Source organism: Acinetobacter thutiue (assembly GCF_030385805.1).
In the GTDB taxonomy this organism is placed as follows: domain Bacteria; phylum Pseudomonadota; class Gammaproteobacteria; order Pseudomonadales; family Moraxellaceae; genus Acinetobacter; species Acinetobacter corruptisaponis.
This window is the reverse complement of record NZ_JAUDZE010000001.1, coordinates 160,934-180,485: the sequence shown is the minus strand read 5'-3', so window position 1 is coordinate 180,485 and position 19,552 is coordinate 160,934. Positions and strand designations below refer to the sequence as shown.

General features: G+C 42.1%; 21 protein-coding genes and 1 tRNA gene. 6 read left to right on the top strand and 16 right to left on the bottom strand.

What is annotated here, in order from left to right:
• Positions 1-17 precede the first annotated feature (17 nt).
• The 3 genes from QTA56_RS00890 to QTA56_RS00880 all read right to left on the bottom strand — a co-directional run bounded on the left by QTA56_RS00890 (position 18) and on the right by QTA56_RS00880 (position 2,510).
• A tRNA-Leu gene (locus QTA56_RS00890) sits at positions 18-102 on the bottom strand.
• Between the two features lie 106 nt (positions 103-208).
• Positions 209-1,027, bottom strand: a complete 819-nt coding sequence (locus QTA56_RS00885; protein WP_267979077.1) for a protein kinase domain-containing protein — start codon at positions 1,025-1,027, stop codon at positions 209-211.
• Complete coding sequence (locus QTA56_RS00880; protein WP_267979076.1) at positions 1,002-2,510, bottom strand: DUF3336 domain-containing protein; 1,509 nt, start codon at positions 2,508-2,510, stop codon at positions 1,002-1,004. The genes QTA56_RS00885 and QTA56_RS00880 overlap by 26 nt, the downstream gene beginning before the upstream one ends.
• Before the next feature lie 177 nt (positions 2,511-2,687).
• Between QTA56_RS00880 and QTA56_RS00875 the strand changes: the two genes are divergently transcribed.
• Positions 2,688-3,560, top strand: a complete 873-nt coding sequence (locus tag QTA56_RS00875; RefSeq protein WP_267979075.1) for an ATP-binding protein — start codon at positions 2,688-2,690, stop codon at positions 3,558-3,560.
• Positions 3,561-3,604: 44 nt separating this feature from the next.
• Here the strand turns inward: QTA56_RS00875 and QTA56_RS00870 are convergent, their stop codons facing one another.
• Complete coding sequence (locus tag QTA56_RS00870) at positions 3,605-4,102, bottom strand: hypothetical protein (protein WP_267979074.1); 498 nt, start codon at positions 4,100-4,102, stop codon at positions 3,605-3,607.
• Positions 4,103-4,283: 181 nt separating this feature from the next.
• Entirely contained in the window at positions 4,284-5,291 is a 1,008-nt protein-coding gene (tsaD, locus tag QTA56_RS00865) for a tRNA (adenosine(37)-N6)-threonylcarbamoyltransferase complex transferase subunit TsaD (RefSeq protein WP_267979073.1), read from the bottom strand.
• Between the two features lie 145 nt (positions 5,292-5,436).
• Here tsaD and rpsU point away from each other — a divergent pair, with 145 nt between their 5' ends.
• A complete protein-coding gene (rpsU, locus tag QTA56_RS00860; RefSeq protein ID WP_004652785.1) occupies positions 5,437-5,652 on the top strand; it encodes a 30S ribosomal protein S21 in 216 nt (71 codons plus the stop codon).
• Between the two features lie 23 nt (positions 5,653-5,675).
• The gene (locus QTA56_RS00855; protein WP_267979072.1) at positions 5,676-6,122 is read left to right on the top strand and encodes a GatB/YqeY domain-containing protein; all 447 of its coding nucleotides are present in this window, start codon (positions 5,676-5,678) and stop codon (positions 6,120-6,122) included.
• 78 nt (positions 6,123-6,200) lie between these two features.
• Here QTA56_RS00855 and QTA56_RS00850 read toward each other — a convergent pair whose 3' ends face one another.
• The 9 genes from QTA56_RS00850 to QTA56_RS00810 all read right to left on the bottom strand — a co-directional run bounded on the left by QTA56_RS00850 (position 6,201) and on the right by QTA56_RS00810 (position 15,759).
• Positions 6,201-6,560, bottom strand: coding sequence for a hypothetical protein (locus QTA56_RS00850; protein WP_267979071.1), 360 nt, complete (start codon positions 6,558-6,560; stop codon positions 6,201-6,203).
• 44 nt (positions 6,561-6,604) lie between these two features.
• Positions 6,605-6,970, bottom strand: a complete 366-nt coding sequence (locus QTA56_RS00845; protein WP_267979070.1) for a GFA family protein — start codon at positions 6,968-6,970, stop codon at positions 6,605-6,607.
• 18 nt (positions 6,971-6,988) lie between these two features.
• Complete coding sequence (locus QTA56_RS00840) at positions 6,989-8,371, bottom strand: M48 family metalloprotease (RefSeq protein ID WP_267980006.1); 1,383 nt, start codon at positions 8,369-8,371, stop codon at positions 6,989-6,991.
• Between the two features lie 183 nt (positions 8,372-8,554).
• Positions 8,555-9,142, bottom strand: a complete 588-nt coding sequence (locus QTA56_RS00835; RefSeq protein ID WP_267979069.1) for a 1-acyl-sn-glycerol-3-phosphate acyltransferase — start codon at positions 9,140-9,142, stop codon at positions 8,555-8,557.
• Between the two features lie 105 nt (positions 9,143-9,247).
• Entirely contained in the window at positions 9,248-10,213 is a 966-nt protein-coding gene (locus tag QTA56_RS00830; RefSeq protein WP_267979068.1) for a 2-hydroxyacid dehydrogenase, read from the bottom strand.
• Between the two features lie 18 nt (positions 10,214-10,231).
• Complete coding sequence (locus QTA56_RS00825; protein ID WP_267979067.1) at positions 10,232-10,879, bottom strand: hypothetical protein; 648 nt, start codon at positions 10,877-10,879, stop codon at positions 10,232-10,234.
• Between the two features lie 320 nt (positions 10,880-11,199).
• Complete coding sequence (locus QTA56_RS00820) at positions 11,200-12,249, bottom strand: NADP(H)-dependent aldo-keto reductase (RefSeq protein ID WP_267979066.1); 1,050 nt, start codon at positions 12,247-12,249, stop codon at positions 11,200-11,202.
• 80 nt (positions 12,250-12,329) lie between these two features.
• Entirely contained in the window at positions 12,330-13,688 is a 1,359-nt protein-coding gene (locus QTA56_RS00815; protein WP_267979065.1) for an LLM class flavin-dependent oxidoreductase, read from the bottom strand.
• 343 nt (positions 13,689-14,031) lie between these two features.
• The gene (locus QTA56_RS00810) at positions 14,032-15,759 is read right to left on the bottom strand and encodes a glutamine--tRNA ligase/YqeY domain fusion protein (protein WP_267979064.1); all 1,728 of its coding nucleotides are present in this window, start codon (positions 15,757-15,759) and stop codon (positions 14,032-14,034) included.
• Positions 15,760-15,927: 168 nt separating this feature from the next.
• Here QTA56_RS00810 and QTA56_RS00805 point away from each other — a divergent pair, with 168 nt between their 5' ends.
• The 3 genes from QTA56_RS00805 (at position 15,928) to nfsB (ending at position 17,935) form a co-directional block, all read left to right on the top strand.
• Positions 15,928-16,437 (top strand): peptidylprolyl isomerase, encoded by a 510-nt coding sequence (locus tag QTA56_RS00805; protein WP_267979063.1) that lies wholly within the window; start codon positions 15,928-15,930, stop codon positions 16,435-16,437.
• A 21-nt stretch (positions 16,438-16,458) separates the two neighbouring features.
• The gene (locus QTA56_RS00800) at positions 16,459-17,175 is read left to right on the top strand and encodes a UDP-2,3-diacylglucosamine diphosphatase (protein WP_267979062.1); all 717 of its coding nucleotides are present in this window, start codon (positions 16,459-16,461) and stop codon (positions 17,173-17,175) included.
• 106 nt (positions 17,176-17,281) lie between these two features.
• Positions 17,282-17,935, top strand: coding sequence for an oxygen-insensitive NAD(P)H nitroreductase (gene nfsB, locus QTA56_RS00795; RefSeq protein WP_267979061.1), 654 nt, complete (start codon positions 17,282-17,284; stop codon positions 17,933-17,935).
• A gap of 88 nt (positions 17,936-18,023) precedes the next feature.
• Here nfsB and QTA56_RS00790 read toward each other — a convergent pair whose 3' ends face one another.
• Positions 18,024-18,884, bottom strand: coding sequence for an EamA family transporter (locus QTA56_RS00790; RefSeq protein ID WP_267979060.1), 861 nt, complete (start codon positions 18,882-18,884; stop codon positions 18,024-18,026).
• A 79-nt stretch (positions 18,885-18,963) separates the two neighbouring features.
• Positions 18,964-19,476, bottom strand: a complete 513-nt coding sequence (gene hfq / locus QTA56_RS00785; RefSeq protein ID WP_267979059.1) for an RNA chaperone Hfq — start codon at positions 19,474-19,476, stop codon at positions 18,964-18,966.
• Positions 19,477-19,552: the final 76 nt, after the last annotated feature.

Genomic DNA, 19,552 nt, shown 5'->3' with positions numbered 1-19,552 from the left:
CCCTTGCTTTTTAAATTTGGTGGGGGCGAAGAGACTCGAACTCTTACACCTTGCGGCGCTGGAACCTAAATCCAGTGCGTCTACCAATTTCGCCACGCCCCCGATGGGTATGCATATTAGTGAGAAACGTCCTTGATGACAAGTGTTTCTGTTAAAAAAACCAATCAAATGAACATATAATATTCAAATCAAGTATTTATGTTTATTTTTACAGCAAAATAGTCGAGTTTAGACAGTCTTTTGCATCTGAAACCGACTTAAAACGCTGTTCAACATGCTTCTGCATCAACCCATTCAGCAATGGCAAAAAGCATTCAAGCTGTTTAGGAAGCTGGATTTGCAGTTGCTGGCAATGCAATACCGCCCAATCATGGTAGGTCTTGGCCTGTAGCCTTGTTTCAGTGAGCCATTCATAGACAATAATACCAAAAGCATATAAATCACTCTGAACTGTTTTCCTTTCTGCATGAAAAAGCTCTGGCGCCATATAGTGCGGTGTGGCAGTTAAATTCTGAGTTGAATAAGCTGATTTAAAACTCTGCTCAAAATCAATCAGCTTGCAGCTATTTTCATGGCAACGGAAATGTTCAATTTTAAGGTCACCATGCACCCACCCTAGTTGATGCATATTTTCCAGTGTTTCCAATGCCTTTAATATCTGCTCTTGAATTGCTTGTACATCGCTGGGGATACTGGTAAAGAAATCCTCTGTATCCATCAGGATCAATCCTTGCCCACTGGAAGCAAGTCCGTGAAACGGCGTGTTTTCTTTAAACTGAATGATTTGATGAGGAACAATAAATTGCTTTCTGGATATTGAATTCTGCCGATAAAAATCCAGCTCATTTAGAAAAGCATGTTCTAAGACCTGATGAATATGGGCTTGATGAAATTTAAGCCAATATTTTTGCTGTTCGATCTGGAATGTATATAAACGCCGTCCAAAGGCATAACTTTGGGGTTTGGTTTTTAATGCAAGATCATCCAACCGAAGTTGCGAATCAAAGGTCCACGTAATAAAACTCATTCTGCTGCTTTTCTGCCTGTTTGCGTAATGACGCTAAACAATGTTCAATGGTTTTACCAATACGTGCATGGGTTTCAATAGAGGCGATTTTAGGCCAGGTCGCCCGCTCACCCTCCTGCTGCAAAATCTTAAACAACTTGGGGCGAGGGTTTTTGAGCATATAGCCATAGTGGCGCAGTCCATATTTGGCAATAATGTTGACATCCCCATAATAGCGCTGTCCTAAAATACCATAACCATGATCCAGGGCACGGCGAATCGGGAAAAATCTTCCCACATAATGACGGGTCAAATCCATCACATCCAGTGCAATAGTTTTACCCTGATGACGGATAATCCGCTCAGGCCAGCTCAATACATCATTACGATAACGCTGCAAGTCACTCTGCATAAATGGAACAATATGCGGATTCACCTGACTGGCAATGGTGTAGTTGATATTATACAACCGCCCCATTTTTTCCTGTGGAAAATCACTACGCATGCTTCCATCCACCCATTTGGTGTTTGACATATAGGGCGTATGCTGTCCATCGTAGCGTTTGCTGGTCAGATGGACGGGTGGAAACAAAACAGGAACCGCGCAGGAAGCCATCACCGCACTCCAGACCAAGGCATTCGGCGCAGTCAAGGCATTGAGGATACGCGGGTTTTGTGACGCATTGTAAGGCGCAACCGCAATATTGATATGTAGACCAGAGCGCTGATATGCCTCCGCAAAGGTAAGGTCTCCCATATTGTGAATCAGGAATTTTTTAAGGTACATCACATCGGCAATACCGCCATGCCCTTTAATGAGTTCCATCACCTTTCTAAAACGAAATGCTTCATGAAAGAAATGCTTTCCTGTGAGTAGTTCTGGTATTTGATTAGCGGATGAGGTACCTAACATCCCCGTCATGATTGCACCTGCACTTGAACCCGACAGCACTTTCGGTAATAGGTCCTGTTCCAGCAATGCCTTACACACCCCAGTATGAAACAGTCCCAAAGTTGCACCACCAGAAAGCATTAAGGCAGGCTGACCATAGGCTTTCTGACATTCCTCAAAAAACTGGATTTTCTCCTTGAGCTGAAACGTTATACATTCACTGGATGCCAAATACCTTAAACAGTCACTCACCTCATCCACATAATTTTCTATAATTTTTTTGGTGCCGATATACGTTTCAGCAAATAACATGGGATGCCCAATATTGGCAAAATCATAGGTCAGTCCCTCCCTCAACACATAAATCAGGTCAAGGGTACGATGGTGCAGCCGATATCTTTTTAGCAGGTTATAACGCTTGGACAAAATTTCAGCATCAAAATAGGGCGATTCATTGTCATATTTCCATGCTTCTGTGCCTGACTCCTCGTCCAATTTGAGTGCAATTTCTCTCCACTCCTCATAAGAACTGGCATGTTGTAATTGTTCCTGTAACACATCTATTCTATATGTTTGATATGTATTCTTTTTTTCTTGAACTCTATTTAACATTCGTTATCCTAATGCGCATCATATTTTTCTAATCCTGCACTTATACAATGCAAAAACCAGCTGCAACAATCAAGGATAAAATCAACTTATTTCCATATTTTTGATGATATTTCCTTTATTTTAGCTATAGCAGTGATAGTATCCCTATTTATTGATCACTGAGTTTGGTTTGTATTTATGGCTATCCTTGATTTACCCGAATCTATTCTCCAGTCATTATCCAGTGTTTTAACACAGCTCCAGCAAGTTCTCCCTGCTCCAAGACAACCCACTGATTTTTCAGCAATTGCTTTTCGCTGGGAAAATCAGCAACTGGTCGCAATTCAACAACCTAAAAAAATGTATCTGGAAGACTTAAAAGGGATTGAACGCCAAAAAGACAAGATTATCCAAAATACCCTACAGTTTTTAAATGGTTTTCCAGCCAATGATATTTTGCTAACAGGCTCCCGTGGTACAGGCAAATCCTCCATTGTACGCGCCCTGCTCACGGCGTACTCAGCACAGGGTTTACGCCTGATTGAAATTGAACGTGACGATTTATCAGATTTACCAAAAATTCAAAAACTGATTGCCGAGCGTCCAGAAAAGTTTATTGTCTATTGTGATGACCTGGCCTTTAATGCGGAAGATGAAAATTACCGTAGTTTAAAAAGTGTTTTGGATGGTTCTCTTCAATCTGGTTCAACCAACTTCATTATTTATGCAACCAGTAACCGCCGTCACTTATTGCCTGAATTTATGCACGAAAATACGCCTGTGCGTAAGGTTGATGTTCCCCAATATACCGAGTTGCATCCACAGGAAGCGATTGAAGAAAAAATCTCACTTTCTGATCGTTTTGGACTGTGGCTTTCATTTTATCCAATGGATCAACAACTCTATCTGGACATTGTGGAACATTATATTCGCAAGGCAGATCTGGAATATAATGACACAGTACGGGCTGAGGCACTGAGATGGTGTCAGGCACGCGGGCAGCGTTCAGGCCGTGCGGCATATCAGTTCTCAAAACACTGGATCGGTTCTCAACAGTTAAAAACCGTGTAATTCAACACAATGAAACAGCCATCAGATTTGATGGCTTCATCCTTTTAATATTCTTTTGCCAACTTTTCCAATGTGATGAGCATTTTTTTCACGACAGCTCTTTTATGTTGCAACATATTCTTGATATTAGCTGGATTGAAACCTGTCAGTTTTGCAATACCTCGGCTGGTCATGTATTCACCCGTTTTTTCAAAGTGCTTTTCACTTAACTCTGTTTTGGCATTAGAGAAACGAACTGCCAGCTTATAGTCATTAAACTCAGACCAGGCACCCGTTTTATATTCCTGAAAATCAAATTTATTCTGATGGGCAGGTTTGTCCCGAAGAATATTGTTCAAGCGATTGGCCACAATTTTTTCCTCACTGTCTTCTATCACTTGATAAAGTTCAGTTTCCTCAAAAGTTCGCCCTAAAGAAATATCCTTTCTAAACTGTTCAATCACTTTATCATTTTTTTCTTTATTTTCATTAGATTGAATAAGATTTAGAATCTTAAACAAAGATTCCAATCGACCACAGGTAAAAACATAAGAAATTTTCAACTTCTGAACTCCGCTAATGAGTTTTAGCTCATCAAAATAAATAATTTATCCAATACTTTAACACAATAGCGCTAACTCCAAGCCATCGCCATGCATATAAATAATGGTTTGATTTTTAAATAAAATAAGAATGTAAACCAACCTAAAGCCTAACAGCCAACAAGAATCATCAATTCCATTTTCAGGTTGGTTGTAACTCAGTCATCGGCCATCTTGGTGTTGTGGTGACAGCCAAACCATCATGCTGCCCAGCCTTTAAACGTTGATAACCTGCGAACGCAATCATTGCACCATTATCGGTACATAAGGCAGGTTCAGCATAATAAACCTGTGCCTTAATCTTTTTCAGTGAGGTTTCCAATTGCTCACGTAAACGCAAATTTGCACTGACCCCGCCTGCAATCACCAAACGTTTTAAACCTGTTTGCTTTAAGGCTTTAACCGATTTTTTAACCAATGTATCGACAATTGCTTCCTGAAAAGAGGCAGCAATATCAGCATCACGGTTTTCTTCGCCCAGTTTTTTTAACTGCACAGAAACCGCTGTCTTTAAACCACTAAATGAAAAATCCAAACCTTGATGTAACATTGGACGAGGGAACTCAAATGCTAAAGCATCGCCCTGCAATGCCAGTTTTGCGATGTTTGGTCCACCTGGATAAGGCAGCTTCATCATTTTAGCGACTTTATCAAAGGCCTCACCTGCCGCATCGTCAATCGACTCCCCCAGTAATTCATATTGACCAATGCCATAGGCTGCCATCAACTGTGTATGTCCACCTGACACCAATAATGCAACAAATGGAAATTCTGGTGGAGTCTCTGAAAGTAATGGTGCAAGCATATGCCCTTCCATGTGATGCACACCAATTGCAGGCTTATTAAAGGCAAACGCTAAAGTACGACCAAACAATGCGCCTGTCATCAAGGCACCCATTAGCCCAGGTCCACGCGTATAGGCAACTGCATCAATCTGGTTTTTCTGAACACCACTTTGTTCAAGCAGTTGATTGATCAGGGGAATCATTTTACGGACATGGTCACGCGAAGCAAGTTCTGGTACAACCCCGCCATATTCGGCATGCAGTTTGATCTGGCTATATAGAACCTGTCCAAGCAAGCCGAGTTCACTGTCATAGAGTGCCAACCCAGTTTCATCACACGAAGTTTCCAAGCCCAAAACAATCATTTAACTGCCTTTACATCGTTTAAAAATAATGTCGGGGCTATTATAGACTTGTGATCTGAGTTGTAAATGAGTAAAATAGTGCACTTCACTTGTGATCTGGCGTAATGGTACGTTAGGTCTATCCCATCATCTTAGAGGATTTTACATGCCACAAGTTAAATTGAAAGAAGGCGAACCAGTAGACGTAGCTATCCGTCGTTTCAAGCGTTCATGCGAAAAAGCGGGTGTTTTAGCTGACGTTCGTAAGCGTGAGTTCTATGAAAAACCAACTCAGGAACGTAAGCGCAAAAAAGCTGCTGCAGTTAAGCGTTATCAAAAGAAATTGACTCGCGAATCTGTACGCACTACTCGCCTTTACTAATTAATTTGTGATTGACTGCTGATATGACCACTTTAAAAGACCAGATTACCAACGTATTAAAATCATCTATGCGTGCCAAAGATATGGCAACGGTAACGGTTATTCGTGGTGTACAGGCAGCAATTAAGCAAATCGAAGTCGATGAACGCATTGAGCTTGACGATGCTCAGGTTCTTGCGGTCATTGAAAAGCAAATTAAACAACGTAAAGAATCGATCAAGGCCTTTTCTGGCGCTGGTCGAGATGATTTAGCTAGTAAAGAACAAGCCGAAGTTGAGGTTATTTCTCAATTTCTACCAGCAGCTATGACTGAGGAAGAACTTGATTCTATCATTGAGCAAACGATTGCTGCTCAAGAAGCTACTAGCATGAAAGATATGGGTAAGGTGATGAATTCTCTACGTCCGATCATAGCCGGGCGTGCCGATCCTGCACAAGTTTCTGCCAAAATTAAAGCAAAATTAAGCTAACCCGCTTAACGTCTCTTTAGATTTCCTATTTATTTTAAAACTGGATTCATTTTTAACAATGAACCCAAAGTCTTTCTATTATTTAAAATCACACTGAACATTATATTTGGCAAGCATCTGCATCTCTTTAGACTCAACCACTTGTTTAATTAAATCCTGCTTAGTCATACTTGCATATTGCGGTGGTAATGATGAACGATTTTGTTCAATCGCACCTGACATATCCTGAATGTAACGCTGATTAATGCCACAATATTTAGCTTGTTGCTCAGGACTAAATTGAGAGAGCTGAGGGTCTAGGCTACGCAAGAATCCGCGCAAGTCCTGTGCATAGGTTTCCCTGATTTTATCTACAGCATTGACATATTGCTCAATGGATGCAGCAAAACTGTTCCCCATACAACCAGTCATAAAAATAAAAAAAATAAACTTCTTCATAAATCTTTTAACTTCATCCATGCATATGACTTACCACTATCATCTTATCGTAATTCGATAAAACTTGGTTTATGTTCAATAAAAAATTCTTCTTGCGGTGCTGGAAGATGCCCCTCAGTTACCGTTCCCAAACGCAAGCGGATGATATTAGGTAAATCGGTACGATAAGAATAGATTGGACTGGCACAATGTTGGCAAAATACGCGGGCCTTGTTTGGAGTATGAAAATATTCCCTGAGTTGATTCTGACCTGATAAAAATTCAAATTTTTGTTGATCTATAGGGCTATTCCATCCAGCAATGCTACCCTGTGCCTGCTGACAATGTTGGCAATAACACAAAATACTATTTTCGATTTCCCCATGATATTGATACTGCACATCCCCACATAGACACTGCCCTTTAATCATTTCTATTTTTCCTAATTTTTAAATTTTCATACGGCGATCATCTTGCATCTGTTTCAAGCGCGAGTCAATTTTTGCTGACATTGCCAAGTTACCTTTTGCCAAGCGTTGGGCATGTAGCATGGATTTAATCGCATTTTCTTCATAGCCAGACCAATATTCAGCTTCCGCACGATAGCACAATACATTAACCGCTTGCAGTGGTGAACTTTTATCAAGATTGGTCGCCTGCTGCAAAAGCTGCCATCCTTGTATATCGCGCTGATTTTTGCGTATAAAGCGCTGTACCAGAGTTTGTGCCTGATCAATCTTGCTCTGACGGATTAAAACCTCAGCCAATTTATAGGATAAAGCCCGATTTTCAGGCATGGTTTTTTGTAGTGAACTGATGCTGTCATATGCCTGATCGAACTTGTTTTGTCCCAGATAAATATCGGTTTGAATCAGGGGAACCAGAATATGCGACTTTAATTTTACCTTGACCAGATCAAGGTTGGACTGTGCCTGAGTATAGTCTCCCTGCATCAGATAAAACTTGCTAAGCGCCAATAAGCCCGCGATATTCTTCTGATTGGCAAGCGCCTGTAACTGGATTTCTGTCGCCTGATTTGAGACAACCTGTGTGTACCATTTTAATATGTCAAAATCGAGGTCATAGATTTTAGACTTGACTTGAGGCAACTGATTGGCACGTAACCGCGCCTCACTCATACGTTCTGTAGTAAGTGGATGGGTAAGCCAGAAATCAGGCAAAAAACTGACTCGACTGGTTGCCCGATGCATGGTTTCAAAATAATCAGCCATGCTTTGCGGATTGTAGCCTGCCGCGTACATAAACTGCATGCCGATACGGTCAGCCTCACGTTCCTGATTCCGACTATAGCTGAGTTGCTTGTCCATTAAGGCAGCCTGCGTTCCAAGCATGACAGCAGAGCCTACATCACTATCTGACTGTGAGGCAATCGCGGCCCCGACAATAATACCAGCCAAGGCCAATAGACCCTGTCCCTTAAATGCCTCTTGCGAACGGCTATAATGTCGTTGTGCGACGTGTGCAATCTCGTGCGCCATCACCCCTGCAATCTCATCAAGATTTTTTGCTGAGGTAATGAGTCCCGTATTGAGTGCAAACAAGCCACCTGGTACAGCAAACGCATTGATCTGGGGGTCTTTGATAATGACCAATCCAATCGGTTGCCCTAGTTGGGTTTGACTTAAAATACCTGAGAATACCTGTAGAAACTGATCTTCCAGCCATGCATCCTGAATGGTGGGCATCTGGCGATGCACTTCACGATATACCTTTTCACCAATGAGCTTTTCTTTTTGTTGATCAAGCAAACCAATACCGCTTCCAATGTCAGGCACTTCTGTTTGACCCATATTTTGCGTAGGCAAAAAAATCTGGGTATGGCTGAGTTGGGTGGTGGCAAAAAGGCCACATGCGAGCAATAAAGATCTCAAGTGGTTTCTCTAAGGTATGAATAAAAAAATTACTATAGCATTGAAAATAGGAGAAATTTGCAACGAAGTGTTATAAAAGGCAGGAAAATCCCACCTTAGTTTATATTTTTGAAATCAACCAAATTATTTATTATTCGCATAGCGTTGGTCAACGCTAAATTTTTCAGGATGCTTTGCATTGATTTCAGCATAAAATGCCATGATTTCAGCCATATCCTGTTCATAGTTTCCTGTTGGGTAGATCATTTTTCCAACCCCTGTTTTTTTCTTGGCATAGTCCATATAGGCTAAAGCAATCGGTACGCCTGCCGTCATGGCGACATGATAAAAACCAGTTTTCCACTGCTCCTGTTTTGCCCGTGTTCCTTCTGGCGTCACCAGCATTACCAATTTAGGATGCGTTTTAAACAGGTCACTCATCAGTTGGACCATGCTTGGACGTTCCTGTCCCGCTTGCTTCACACTACGGTCGATCCCAATACCGCCCATTGCACGGACAAAAGGCCCAAATGGCAGTTTCATGTAACTGTCTTTAATGGTCAGACGTACATTGACACCCAATGCTTTCAATGCCAGACGCGCATATAAAGCATCCCAGTTACTGGTATGCGGGGCGGCAATCATGACACACTGATCCACATTCAGGTCCCAGTGATTATCCAGTTCCCACCCCATTAAATTTAAACTTTTCTCAGCCAATTTCTCAAACACAAGCAAACACCCCAAAGACAAATTACAAAGGGCGCAAGTGTAGCAATATTCACCAGTTTAAAAAGATGGCGTAGATGAATAATTCAGCAATCAAGTTGTAAGCATTTATTCGAATTTTGGATTAACCAAATAACGTGGGACACGGTCTTCCAAGGCATCCACCAGATTCTGGTAGGCCAGATTGACCATTTTCTTTCGGGTTTCAATTGTAGCAGAACCAATATGCGGTGCAGTTACCACATTTGGAAGTTCGAATAATGGAGAGCTTTGTAATGGTTCCTTGGCATATACATCCAAACCCGCAGCAAAGATTTTATTTTTCTGCAATGCATCAATAAGCGCACTTTCATCAACCACCGAACCACGCGCAATATTGATGAATACAGCATGTTTCTGCATCAGATCAAACTGCACCTCCCCAATCAGTGCCTTTGATTCATGATTTAAGTCAACCGCAACCACAATAAAGTCAGACTGCTGTAGAAGCTGGTCTAAATTACGATATTGCGCATTGAATGCCTGAGCCACTTCAATTTTTTCACGACGGTTATGGTACAGGATATTCATATTGAAACCATAAAAACCACGTCGGGCAATCGCCGCACCAATATGACCCAGACCAATAATTCCCAGCGTTTTACCGAACACATCCACACCAAATTGTTCAGTCGAAACGGTGCGTTTCCATTGCCCCTGTTTGGTCCATGTATCCAGTTGTGGAATCTTACGTGCTGCACTCAAAAGTAAACTAAAAGCTAAATCGGCGGTGGTTTCAGTGAGCACATGTGGGGTATTTGCCAGCCAGATTTTTCGCTGATTCAGATAATCCACATCATAATTGTCATAGCCAACGGAAACGGTCGAAATAATCTTGAGCTTTTGTGCAGGAGCCAAATTGCTTTCATTGAGTAAACGTCCTGCACCAATCATGGCATCGGCATCAACCACTTCAGTACGGATTTGCTCATTGATCTCACCGAGTTTTGGGTTGAGCACCACCACCTGATAATTTTGCTTTAACTGTGCTAAAACATCTTGGTCTATTTGGCTAAATACGACAACTTTCTTCATTGTTGGAATTCCGCTCTTTTATTGCATCAGTTGCCACAGTCGTCTTTTTAACAAAGGCTGGGCAATCATTTCTTCTAAACTTGCTAAATAGAGGAGATTGGAGTGCTGGATAAAATCGAGATGACCTAGACATAGAATCTTTTTATTCATGGCAGTCGCATCCAGAAAACCCTGAATATAGGAGGGCAAGCCACGGCTTTCCTGAAAATCAGCCAATGGAAAAGGCCATTTTAACTCGGCATACTGCCCCAGTTTCGCTTTCTGGATATTTTGCCAGAGTTGTTGCTGTGCTTCATTGAATTGACTGCTTTCCACCAAGATTGCACAGCTTTCCAGAATATACATTTGCAACTCAAAGCTTTGAACCTGTGTTGTCACAATAACCTGCTCTTTGTCAGGCATCATCTCAACAGCTTTGGGTTTTACAATGATTTCAACATTATCCTGCGGTTCAACCATCGTGATCGGATGAACTGGTTCATGCTTTATTTGCAGCTCAGGCTTGTTTTGTGCTGGCGTTTCGAATTGTATTGGCAAGGACTGAATCTGTTCAGCCTCTTGATCTCGCCATAAGCTCGGCGCGGTATTTTTTTCGCATACGACTTCTCGAGGAATCCAAACATCTATTCCCAAAGTTGCCAATATGTTTCGCTGCCGCCCGATCATCTTCGCTATTTATTCCTTTCATCTATCAGGATGTGTAATGTTAAAAGTATTTATAACATAACGTTCAATTCCTCATAGTCTAGCATAAACCACTCCACCCTAAATGGCTTGCTTTTGTGCAATCACATTAATCCCTCTATTTTACCTCTCCCTAGCCCTCTCCTAATAGGAGAGGGAATATCATAAATATAGTAAGGTCTCTCCCCTTTAGGAGAGAGACCTTATAAGTGAATACGAATCAGCATACATACTTTATAAGACACAACAAGAAACCCTTAAAAAGTTTCTTACTGCTTAGGCTATTTAATGGGGATAAAACGCTAAGGTGCTGGATTCGGATGGGATAAATGAATCTGCTCAATTGCCTGAATAATTTCATCATCCAGTTGCACATCAATACTGTCAATGTTGGTTTTGAGTTGCTCCAGATTGGTTGCACCAATAATATTACTGGTTACAAAGCGTCGGCTATTCACATAGGCCAGCGCCAGTTGTGCAGGGTCTATTCCGTGCTGCCTTGCCAGTTCCACATAACGCTGGATGGCATTTTCAGCCGCCTGACCTTTATAACGGGCAAAACGTTCCCATAAGGTTAAACGTGCGCCAGCAGGCTGTGCACCATTTAAATACTTCCCTGTCAGGGCACCAAATGCCAAAGGAGAATAGGCCAGCAAACCAACCTGCTCCCGAATCGAAACTTCCGCATTACCAATTTCAAAACTACGGTTTAATAAGTTGTATGGGTTTTGGATTGAAACCACACGCGGTAGACCCAGATTTTCAGAATACTTTAAAAACTGGCTAACACCCCACGGCGTTTCATTAGAGAGGCCAATATGACGAATTTTCCCCGCTTTTACCAAATCAGCCAAAACCGTTAAAGTTTCCTGAATGGGAACCGTGTCTTCACTTTCAACATGACTATACCCTAACTCACCAAAATGGTTGGTGCTACGGTCTGGCCAATGCAGTTGATACACATCAACATAGTCGGTCTGGAGTCTTTGCAGACTCTCATGCAATGCCGCCTCAATATTGGCACGGTCCAGCTTGGTTTGTCCCGAACGGAAATGGCTCGCCTGAATTAATTTTCGTGATGGACCAACCACTTTGGTTGCAATCAACACCTGATCGCGTTTTTTCGACTGCTTTAACCAAGATCCTATGTATTTTTCCGTTAAGCCCTGAGTGTCTAGTTTAGGTGGTACTGGATACATTTCTGCGGTATCAATCAGATTCACACCACGCTCTACAGCATAGTCAAGTTGGGCGTGCGCTTCCTGCTCCGAGTTTTGCTCGCCCCATGTCATTGTTCCCAGCGCAATCACACTGACATCTATATCAGTTTGACCTAATTTTCTATATTGCATATTTCACTCAAATCATTATTTTCAGTTCAATGGTGACAAGTTGCCACCATTTTTCAAGGCTAGAAATGTTTTGGTTAATCCTAACTTGCCTTATGTTGTTCAGCAGCCTGTCGAGCCAACACATATTGATTTTCTGGACGTGCCAGTCCTAAATTTTCACGCAAAGTTGTACCCTCATATTGGGTACGGAACAAACCACGACGTTGTAATTCAGGTATAACCAATTCCACAAAATCATTCAAACCTGCTGGCGTACTTGGTGGCAAAATGTTAAAGCCATCCGCTGCCTCATTTTCAAACCATTCCTGTAACTGATCAACAATCTGTTCAGGCGTACCAATCAACTGCCAGTGCCCACGAGCACCTGCCACCCATTCATACAGTTGACGGATACTAAAGTTATTTTTCTTGGCAATATCGGCAATGAGGGCTGGTCGGCTCACCATGCCCTGCCCCTCGCTTAATTCAGGAAATGGGCCATCCAGATCATATCCCGAGAAATCAAAGCCACCACTTAAGCCACTCAATAATGCCAAGCCTGCTTCTGGATGGATTAAATCAGTCAACTGCTGATATTTCGCCCGTGCCTTTTCCTCAGTCCGTCCTACAAATGCGGAAACCCCAGGTAAAATTAGAAGCTCATCAGGTGATCGCCCATATTTCGCCAAACGGCTTTTCACATCACGATAAAATTCCTGTGCATCTTCCAGTTTTTGATTGGCGGTAAAAATCACTTCGGCATAACGGGCTGCCAAATCACGACCTGGCCCAGATTGTCCTGCCTGAACAATCACAGGATAGCCTTGTGGTGTACGAGGTACATTCAAAGCACCCTTGACTGAATAATATTTACCTTTATGGTTCGGGTTATGCACTTTCTCAGCATCATAAAACACACCCGATGCTTTATCGTGAATGAACGCATCATCCTCCCAGCTATCCCACAGCTTTTTAATCAGCTCGACATATTCCTGTGCACGTTCATAACGTTCTGCATGTGGAATTTGTTGCTCATAGCCAAAATTGGCAGCGGCTGCTTCCGAGGCAGAAGTCACCACATTCCAGCCTGCCCGACCATGACTCAAATGATCCAGTGAGGCAAACTTGCGTGCCAGCAAATAAGGCTCTTCATAGGTGGTGGAAGCTGTTGCAATAAACCCAATATGCTTGGTCACGGTAGATAATGCGGCAAATAAAGTTACAGGTTCAAATCCAGCAACCTTGTCGCTCAACCCAGTTTTTTCAGCCTGTCCAAAATTCACTGCCAAACCATCCGCCAGAAAATAGGCATCAAACAGCCCTTTTTCAGCAAGCTGGACTTGTTCTTTAATAAAGTCGAAATCTACCGCTTTTGAGGGTTGGGATTCTGGATGACGCCATGCTGCCACATGCTGTCCAGTTGCGGGAATAAAAGCGCCTAATCGAATTTTTCTACTCATGTCTTGCTCCAAATTTGTTGTTAAAAACGCAATCAAAGATTCACTTTTAACATTACAAATTAGATGCCACATATTTTTATATTTTAAATCAATAATTTATATAAATTAAAAATTCTCTATGCTTTTCACTCAACAGAATCTTGTTGAGTCTATGCTGCAAAATCAGCAGTTTTACAAATTATAGGTAAATTGAAGTTCATCAAGTGCAAAAATACGGTAACAACCTGTATTTTATTGAATAAACCCTTTTATGTTATTTGAATATATTTATATCCAATCAGTTACAAAATAAAAAACCGAGTTAATCGCTTAACTCGGTTGACTACCCATTCTTGAATAGGTGTTATTTCTTCTCGACCTTGAAACTATCCTTTAAGTCAAGAATACGGTTAAACACAGGTTTTGCAGGAACATGATCATACTGGTCTGCCACAAAATAGCCTTCACGTTCAAACTGGAAACGGTCTTCTGGTTTGGCCTGTGCCAAGGCAGGTTCAATCACTGCCTGAACCACCTTTAAAGATTCAGGATTTAAATGTGCCAGAAAATCATCATCGGCATCAGGTGCAGCTTCTGTAAATAAACGCTCATAGACACGTACTTCGGCTGGAATACCTTTTGTTGCCGATACCCAGTGAATCACACCCTTAACCTTACGTCCCTCAGGATTCTTGCCTAAAGTTTCAGGGTCAATTGAGCACTTCAATTCAACCACTTCACCATTGGCATCCTTAATGACCTCATCACATTTAATTACATAGGCATGACGTAAACGCACTTCACCCTCTGGAATTAAACGTTTGAAACCTTTTGGTGGCACTTCTTCAAAGTCTTTACGGTCAATATAGATTTCACGTGTTAATGGAATCACACGCTCGCCCATATCCACATTCGGATGACGTGCATGGGTTAAATCGAGTTCTTCTGGCAAATTGGTGAGCGTCACTTTTAAAGGATTCAACACTGCCATACCACGTGCTGCGGTGTTTTCCAGAGATTGGCGAATACAGAACTCCAGCATAGCCACATCCACAATACCATCGGTTTTCGACACACCAACACGCTTACAGAAATCACGCAAGCCCTCTGGGGTAAAACCACGACGGCGCATCCCCACCACGGTTGGCATACGCGGATCATCCCAACCATGAACATGATTTCCCTCGACCAGCTTACGCAGCTTGCGTTTAGAGGTGATGGTATAGTCAATGTTTAAACGCGATGATTCGTATTGGCGTGGCACAGCCTGAGAGTGGACTTTCTCAACCACCCAGTCATAGAACGGACGATGGTCCTGAAACTCCAGGGTACAGAGTGAATGGGTAATACCCTCAATTGCATCAGACAATGGATGAGCATAGTCATACATTGGATACATTTTCCACTTGTCACCTGTCTGGTGATGTTCTGAGTGCAACACGCGATAAAGGATTGGATCACGCATGTGTACATTCGGGCTTGCCATATCAATTTTGGCACGTAAAACCGCTTTACCCTCGCCCAATTCACCATTACGCATCTGTTCAAAACGAGACAGGTTTTCTTCCACAGTCACATCACGGTATGGCGAGTTTTTACCTGGCTCCACAAAGCTACCACGGTTCAACTTGATTTCTTCAGGTGTCTGCAAATCCACATAGGCATCGCCCTGTTCAATCAATTGAACAGCCCATGCATAAAGCTGGTCAAAATAACCAGAAGCATAGCGAGGTTCGCCATTCCAGTGAAAGCCCAGCCATTTCACATCGTTGGCAATCCCATCGACATATTCCTGCTCTTCAGCATCTGGGTTGGTATCGTCAAAACGCAGGTTACATACGCCGTCAAACTCTTCGGCAATTCCAAAATTCAGGCAAATCGCCTTTACATGGCCGATATGCAGATAACCATTTGGTTCAGGTGGAAAACGTGTCACCACTTTCTGGGTGCGGCCATCTTTTAAATCATCGGTAATCACCTGACGTACAAAGTCCAAGCCTGCCTGTTGTTCTTGCTGCGCAGCATCGACAGAGGCATGAGTATTCGGTGTCGGGGTCTTTGGCAGTTCTGAAACAACATCATTTGGCTTCATAGGGTGTAAATCACTTCTTACGGTTAAAAAAATAGAACATAAAAACGCAATCTTTGCTTTTTATCAAAGATTTTAACGTTTTTTACTTGCCTTGTAGTTTACAGTTTGCTTATGCTTCTCTCAACCAAAAACCCATGGTCACAAGCCCATGTTTAGGAGATTAATGTAATGAGTTTTCCTCAAGTCGAATTAAATACCAATAAAGGTCGTATTGTTCTTGAGCTTAACGCTGAAAAAGCGCCAAAAACGGTTGAAAATTTCTTAGAATATGTACGTGACGGTTTCTATGACGGTGTGATTTTCCACCGTGTAATTGATGGTTTTATGATCCAGGGCGGTGGCATGGACGAGAACTTCAAGGAAAAGGCAACCCGTGACTCAATCGAAAATGAAGCGGACAACGGCTTAAGCAACGATGAAGGCACCATCGCAATGGCACGTACCCAGGCGCCTCACTCTGCATCTGCCCAATTCTTCATCAACGTTAAAAACAACTCTTTCCTGAACCACACAGCGCCAACTGCTCAAGGCTGGGGTTATGCAGTATTTGGTAAGGTTGTTGAAGGTATGGATGTTGTGAGCGCAATTAAAGGCGTGCGTACAGGTAATCGTGGTTATCACGCAGATGTTCCTTTAGAGAACGTTGTGATTGAATCTGCTAAAATTATTTCTGAATAATTTGATCCAACAGGATTCTTTGTGACCCATCTGTTTATATCAGATTTGCATTTGTCACCTGATCACCCTCGACTGGTTCGGGGGTTTTTAGACTTACTAAAACAATATCAATATAAAAACACCCAGCTCTACATTTTAGGTGACTGGTTTAACGCATGGATTGGGGATGACTACACCGCCCCTTGGCTGGATGAAATCGTTCAGGCTTTAAAAGAGTTCAATCATGCAGGCAATCAGGTTTATTTTCAGGTCGGTAATCGTGATTTTGTTTTAGGAAAAAATTTCCTCAAGCAATTTAATGGAATCCTGCTCCCTGATGTCTATACGCTGGAAATTAACCATCAAAAATTCCGTCTGGAGCATGGCGATGCCCTATGTACTGATGACGTTGCCTATCAACGCTTTAGAAGCGTAATCCGCAATCCAGTTCTGCTGGGTGTATTGAAACGGACCCCATTAAGCTTTAGACAGAAACTTGCCAATGGTTTCCGTAAAAAGAGCAGTGAAACCAAACAGCTCAAAAACTATGACATCATGGATGTGAATGCCCAGGCTGTAGATTCAGTGATAGAACAGGTGGATTTTTTAATTCACGGTCATACCCACCGTCCAGAAATTCATTTGTTGGGCAATAAACAGCGTATTGTTTTGGGTGACTGGCGAGCAGATTGTGCATGGATTCTAGAAATTAACGAACAAGAAAATAGCAGCCTGGATTTTAAAAAGTGGACCTATTGATCTTTATTCCATTCGACTTTTATCTATATCCAAATCACATTTAGACACTTTTCCTACCTGATAGATCCAGTAAAATAAACTGATTTTTTTATTTGGTTGATAATAGATGGATTCCCTACACACCGCAAAAACACGTTACACCACCAAGGCATACGATGCGAGTAAAAAGATTCCAAAAGAACAGTTTGAAAAATTATTAGAAATTTTACGTTTCAGCCCCTCTTCCGTAAATATTCAACCCTGGCATTTTCTGATCGCAGAAACAGATGAGGCAAAACAACGCATTGCAGCAGGTTTAACAGGTGGCTATGCCTATAATGCCGCAAAAGTGCTCAATTCTTCACATACCCTGGTTTTCTGTACACGCACCGATATTTCCAATGAATATCTTGAGCAGTTACTTGAACAGGACCATAACAGTGGCCGCTTTAAGGATGAGGCAGCAAAACAGGGACAACGAGATACCCGTTCGGGTTATGTTGAATTTTACCGTAATGAACTCAAGAATCTTGCAGCATGGATGGAAAACCAGACTTATATTGCACTTGGACAACTGTTATTCGCCGCAGGCCTTGAACATATTGATGCCACACCAATGGAAGGCTTTGACAGAAATATTATTAACCATGAATTTGGTTTGGCTGAAAAAGGCTTGAAAGCCTCCGTGATTGTAGCTTTGGGCTATCGTAGTGAAAATGATTTCAATGCGAAGCTACCCAAATCACGCCTTGCGGATGATGTGATTTTTACCCGTTTATAATTATCATAATGATTGTGGTTGTTTGTAAGGGCAGATTAACTATCTGCCCGAATTAAAGTGTGTTCTGATGGAATGAAACCATTAGCCGCTACAACATCATCGCTTTTGCCAAACACAATACAGCCAGTACTCCACAGACCAGGCCAATCCATGTATAGGCTTTAAGCCGTTCCCGAAACAGCAACACCCCACTGATTACCCCAAAAATCACCACAAGAATGTTCATACCCGCAAACACAATTGCTGGTGTGTCTTTCAGCATCATGTGTGCCTTAACATACAGAGCAATATTGGCAAAATTGATTGCACCCAGAATAAGACCTGCAAAAATATTCTTGGGCTGCCAATTCGGCTGGGTGATGGAGAGATAGGCAATTGATAAAACAAATGCCAGAATAAAGGTGAGATTTAATGTGACTGCAAACTGTAGGCCCAGACTACTGCTATATTTAAGTAAGATATCAACCGCAGCATAGCCTGCCCAGACACAAAATAGAAACAGGGCAGATTTTAGATTTAGGCCTTGTGTGGCTTTCTCCGCCGCCTGCCCAAGGATAATTGCCAAAATTGCCGCCACACCCAAAGTAACACCTATCAACTTTAACTGGCTAAACTGCTCACCAAATATAAAATAGGCAGCCAATAAAGAAAGGATCACTGCCAAACGCTGGGCAATCTCAGTTTTCACAATACCCGCAAACTGCAATGACTTGGCTAAACATAGAAAAATACTGGGTAACAACACTGCTAAAATTAAAATCAGCCACCACGGCGTATGCTGCCATGAAACATGAGTAATATCCGTTTTAAACCAATAGGCGCATAACACGCTGGCACTTAAATAGTTCCACGCAATCATTTGCCAAATATCAAAACCTTTTTCTTTCAGATATTTCAGCAAGATTGACACAATGACGCTGCAACAGGCAGCCGCAACAATAATTTCCATGAGATGTATTCTAGCTTTTTAGACACAAAAAAATGCCAGTCTGAAATAAGACTGGCATTTTTTAAAGAACATCAATCAATTAACGATTATTTTCGTCTTCTTGACCATCTTCAAATTTAGTTTCGCCGTCGAAGCCGCCTTGACCACCGAAGCCGCCCTGATGACCGAAGCCACCTTGACCACCGAAGCCACCTTGACCACCGAAGCCACCTTGACCACCGAAGCCGCCCTGACCACCGAAGCCGCCCTGACCACCGAAGCCGCCACCTTGACCACCGAAGCCGCCACCTTGACCACCGAAGCCACCACCTGTAGCCTGACCACCACCAAAGCCGCCAGCAGCACCTTGTGCAGGGAAACCACCAGTGCCTTGAGCACCAGCTGGACGTGGGTTGCGTGCAGGAACAACAGTAGAAATCGCATGCTTATAAACCATTTGGCTTACTGTGTTTTTAAGTAAAACCACATATTGATCAAAAGATTCGATATGCCCCTGCAATTTAATACCGTTCACAAGGAAAATAGAAACTGGAATACGTTCTTTACGGAGAGAATTTAAGAACGGATCTTGTAAAGTTTGACCTTTAGACATTTTTAACTCCAAAAAATTTTAAATCAGCGCAAAAAAACTATCTTTATTTTTTAACTAAAAATTATAAAAAGACAGC

What these genes read in the sequence shown, in the direction of transcription:
- QTA56_RS00820 (WP_267979066.1), bottom strand. Translation starts at nt 12,249, where the DNA reads ATGCAATATAGAAAATTAGGTCAAACTGATATAGATGTCAGTGTGATT.
- QTA56_RS00825 (WP_267979067.1), bottom strand. Translation starts at nt 10,879, where the DNA reads ATGATCGGGCGGCAGCGAAACATATTGGCAACTTTGGGAATAGATGTT.
- QTA56_RS00815 (WP_267979065.1), bottom strand. Translation starts at nt 13,688, where the DNA reads ATGAGTAGAAAAATTCGATTAGGCGCTTTTATTCCCGCAACTGGACAG.
- QTA56_RS00880 (WP_267979076.1), bottom strand. Translation starts at nt 2,510, where the DNA reads ATGTTAAATAGAGTTCAAGAAAAAAAGAATACATATCAAACATATAGA.
- QTA56_RS00810 (WP_267979064.1), bottom strand. Translation starts at nt 15,759, where the DNA reads ATGAAGCCAAATGATGTTGTTTCAGAACTGCCAAAGACCCCGACACCG.
- tsaD (WP_267979073.1), bottom strand. Translation starts at nt 5,291, where the DNA reads ATGATTGTTTTGGGCTTGGAAACTTCGTGTGATGAAACTGGGTTGGCA.
- QTA56_RS00875 (WP_267979075.1), top strand. Translation starts at nt 2,688, where the DNA reads ATGGCTATCCTTGATTTACCCGAATCTATTCTCCAGTCATTATCCAGT.
- QTA56_RS00855 (WP_267979072.1), top strand. Translation starts at nt 5,676, where the DNA reads ATGACCACTTTAAAAGACCAGATTACCAACGTATTAAAATCATCTATG.
- QTA56_RS00885 (WP_267979077.1), bottom strand. Translation starts at nt 1,027, where the DNA reads ATGAGTTTTATTACGTGGACCTTTGATTCGCAACTTCGGTTGGATGAT.
- nfsB (WP_267979061.1), top strand. Translation starts at nt 17,282, where the DNA reads ATGGATTCCCTACACACCGCAAAAACACGTTACACCACCAAGGCATAC.
- QTA56_RS00830 (WP_267979068.1), bottom strand. Translation starts at nt 10,213, where the DNA reads ATGAAGAAAGTTGTCGTATTTAGCCAAATAGACCAAGATGTTTTAGCA.
- QTA56_RS00790 (WP_267979060.1), bottom strand. Translation starts at nt 18,884, where the DNA reads ATGGAAATTATTGTTGCGGCTGCCTGTTGCAGCGTCATTGTGTCAATC.
- QTA56_RS00805 (WP_267979063.1), top strand. Translation starts at nt 15,928, where the DNA reads ATGAGTTTTCCTCAAGTCGAATTAAATACCAATAAAGGTCGTATTGTT.
- rpsU (WP_004652785.1), top strand. Translation starts at nt 5,437, where the DNA reads ATGCCACAAGTTAAATTGAAAGAAGGCGAACCAGTAGACGTAGCTATC.
- QTA56_RS00850 (WP_267979071.1), bottom strand. Translation starts at nt 6,560, where the DNA reads ATGAAGAAGTTTATTTTTTTTATTTTTATGACTGGTTGTATGGGGAAC.
- QTA56_RS00845 (WP_267979070.1), bottom strand. Translation starts at nt 6,970, where the DNA reads ATGATTAAAGGGCAGTGTCTATGTGGGGATGTGCAGTATCAATATCAT.
- hfq (WP_267979059.1), bottom strand. Translation starts at nt 19,476, where the DNA reads ATGTCTAAAGGTCAAACTTTACAAGATCCGTTCTTAAATTCTCTCCGT.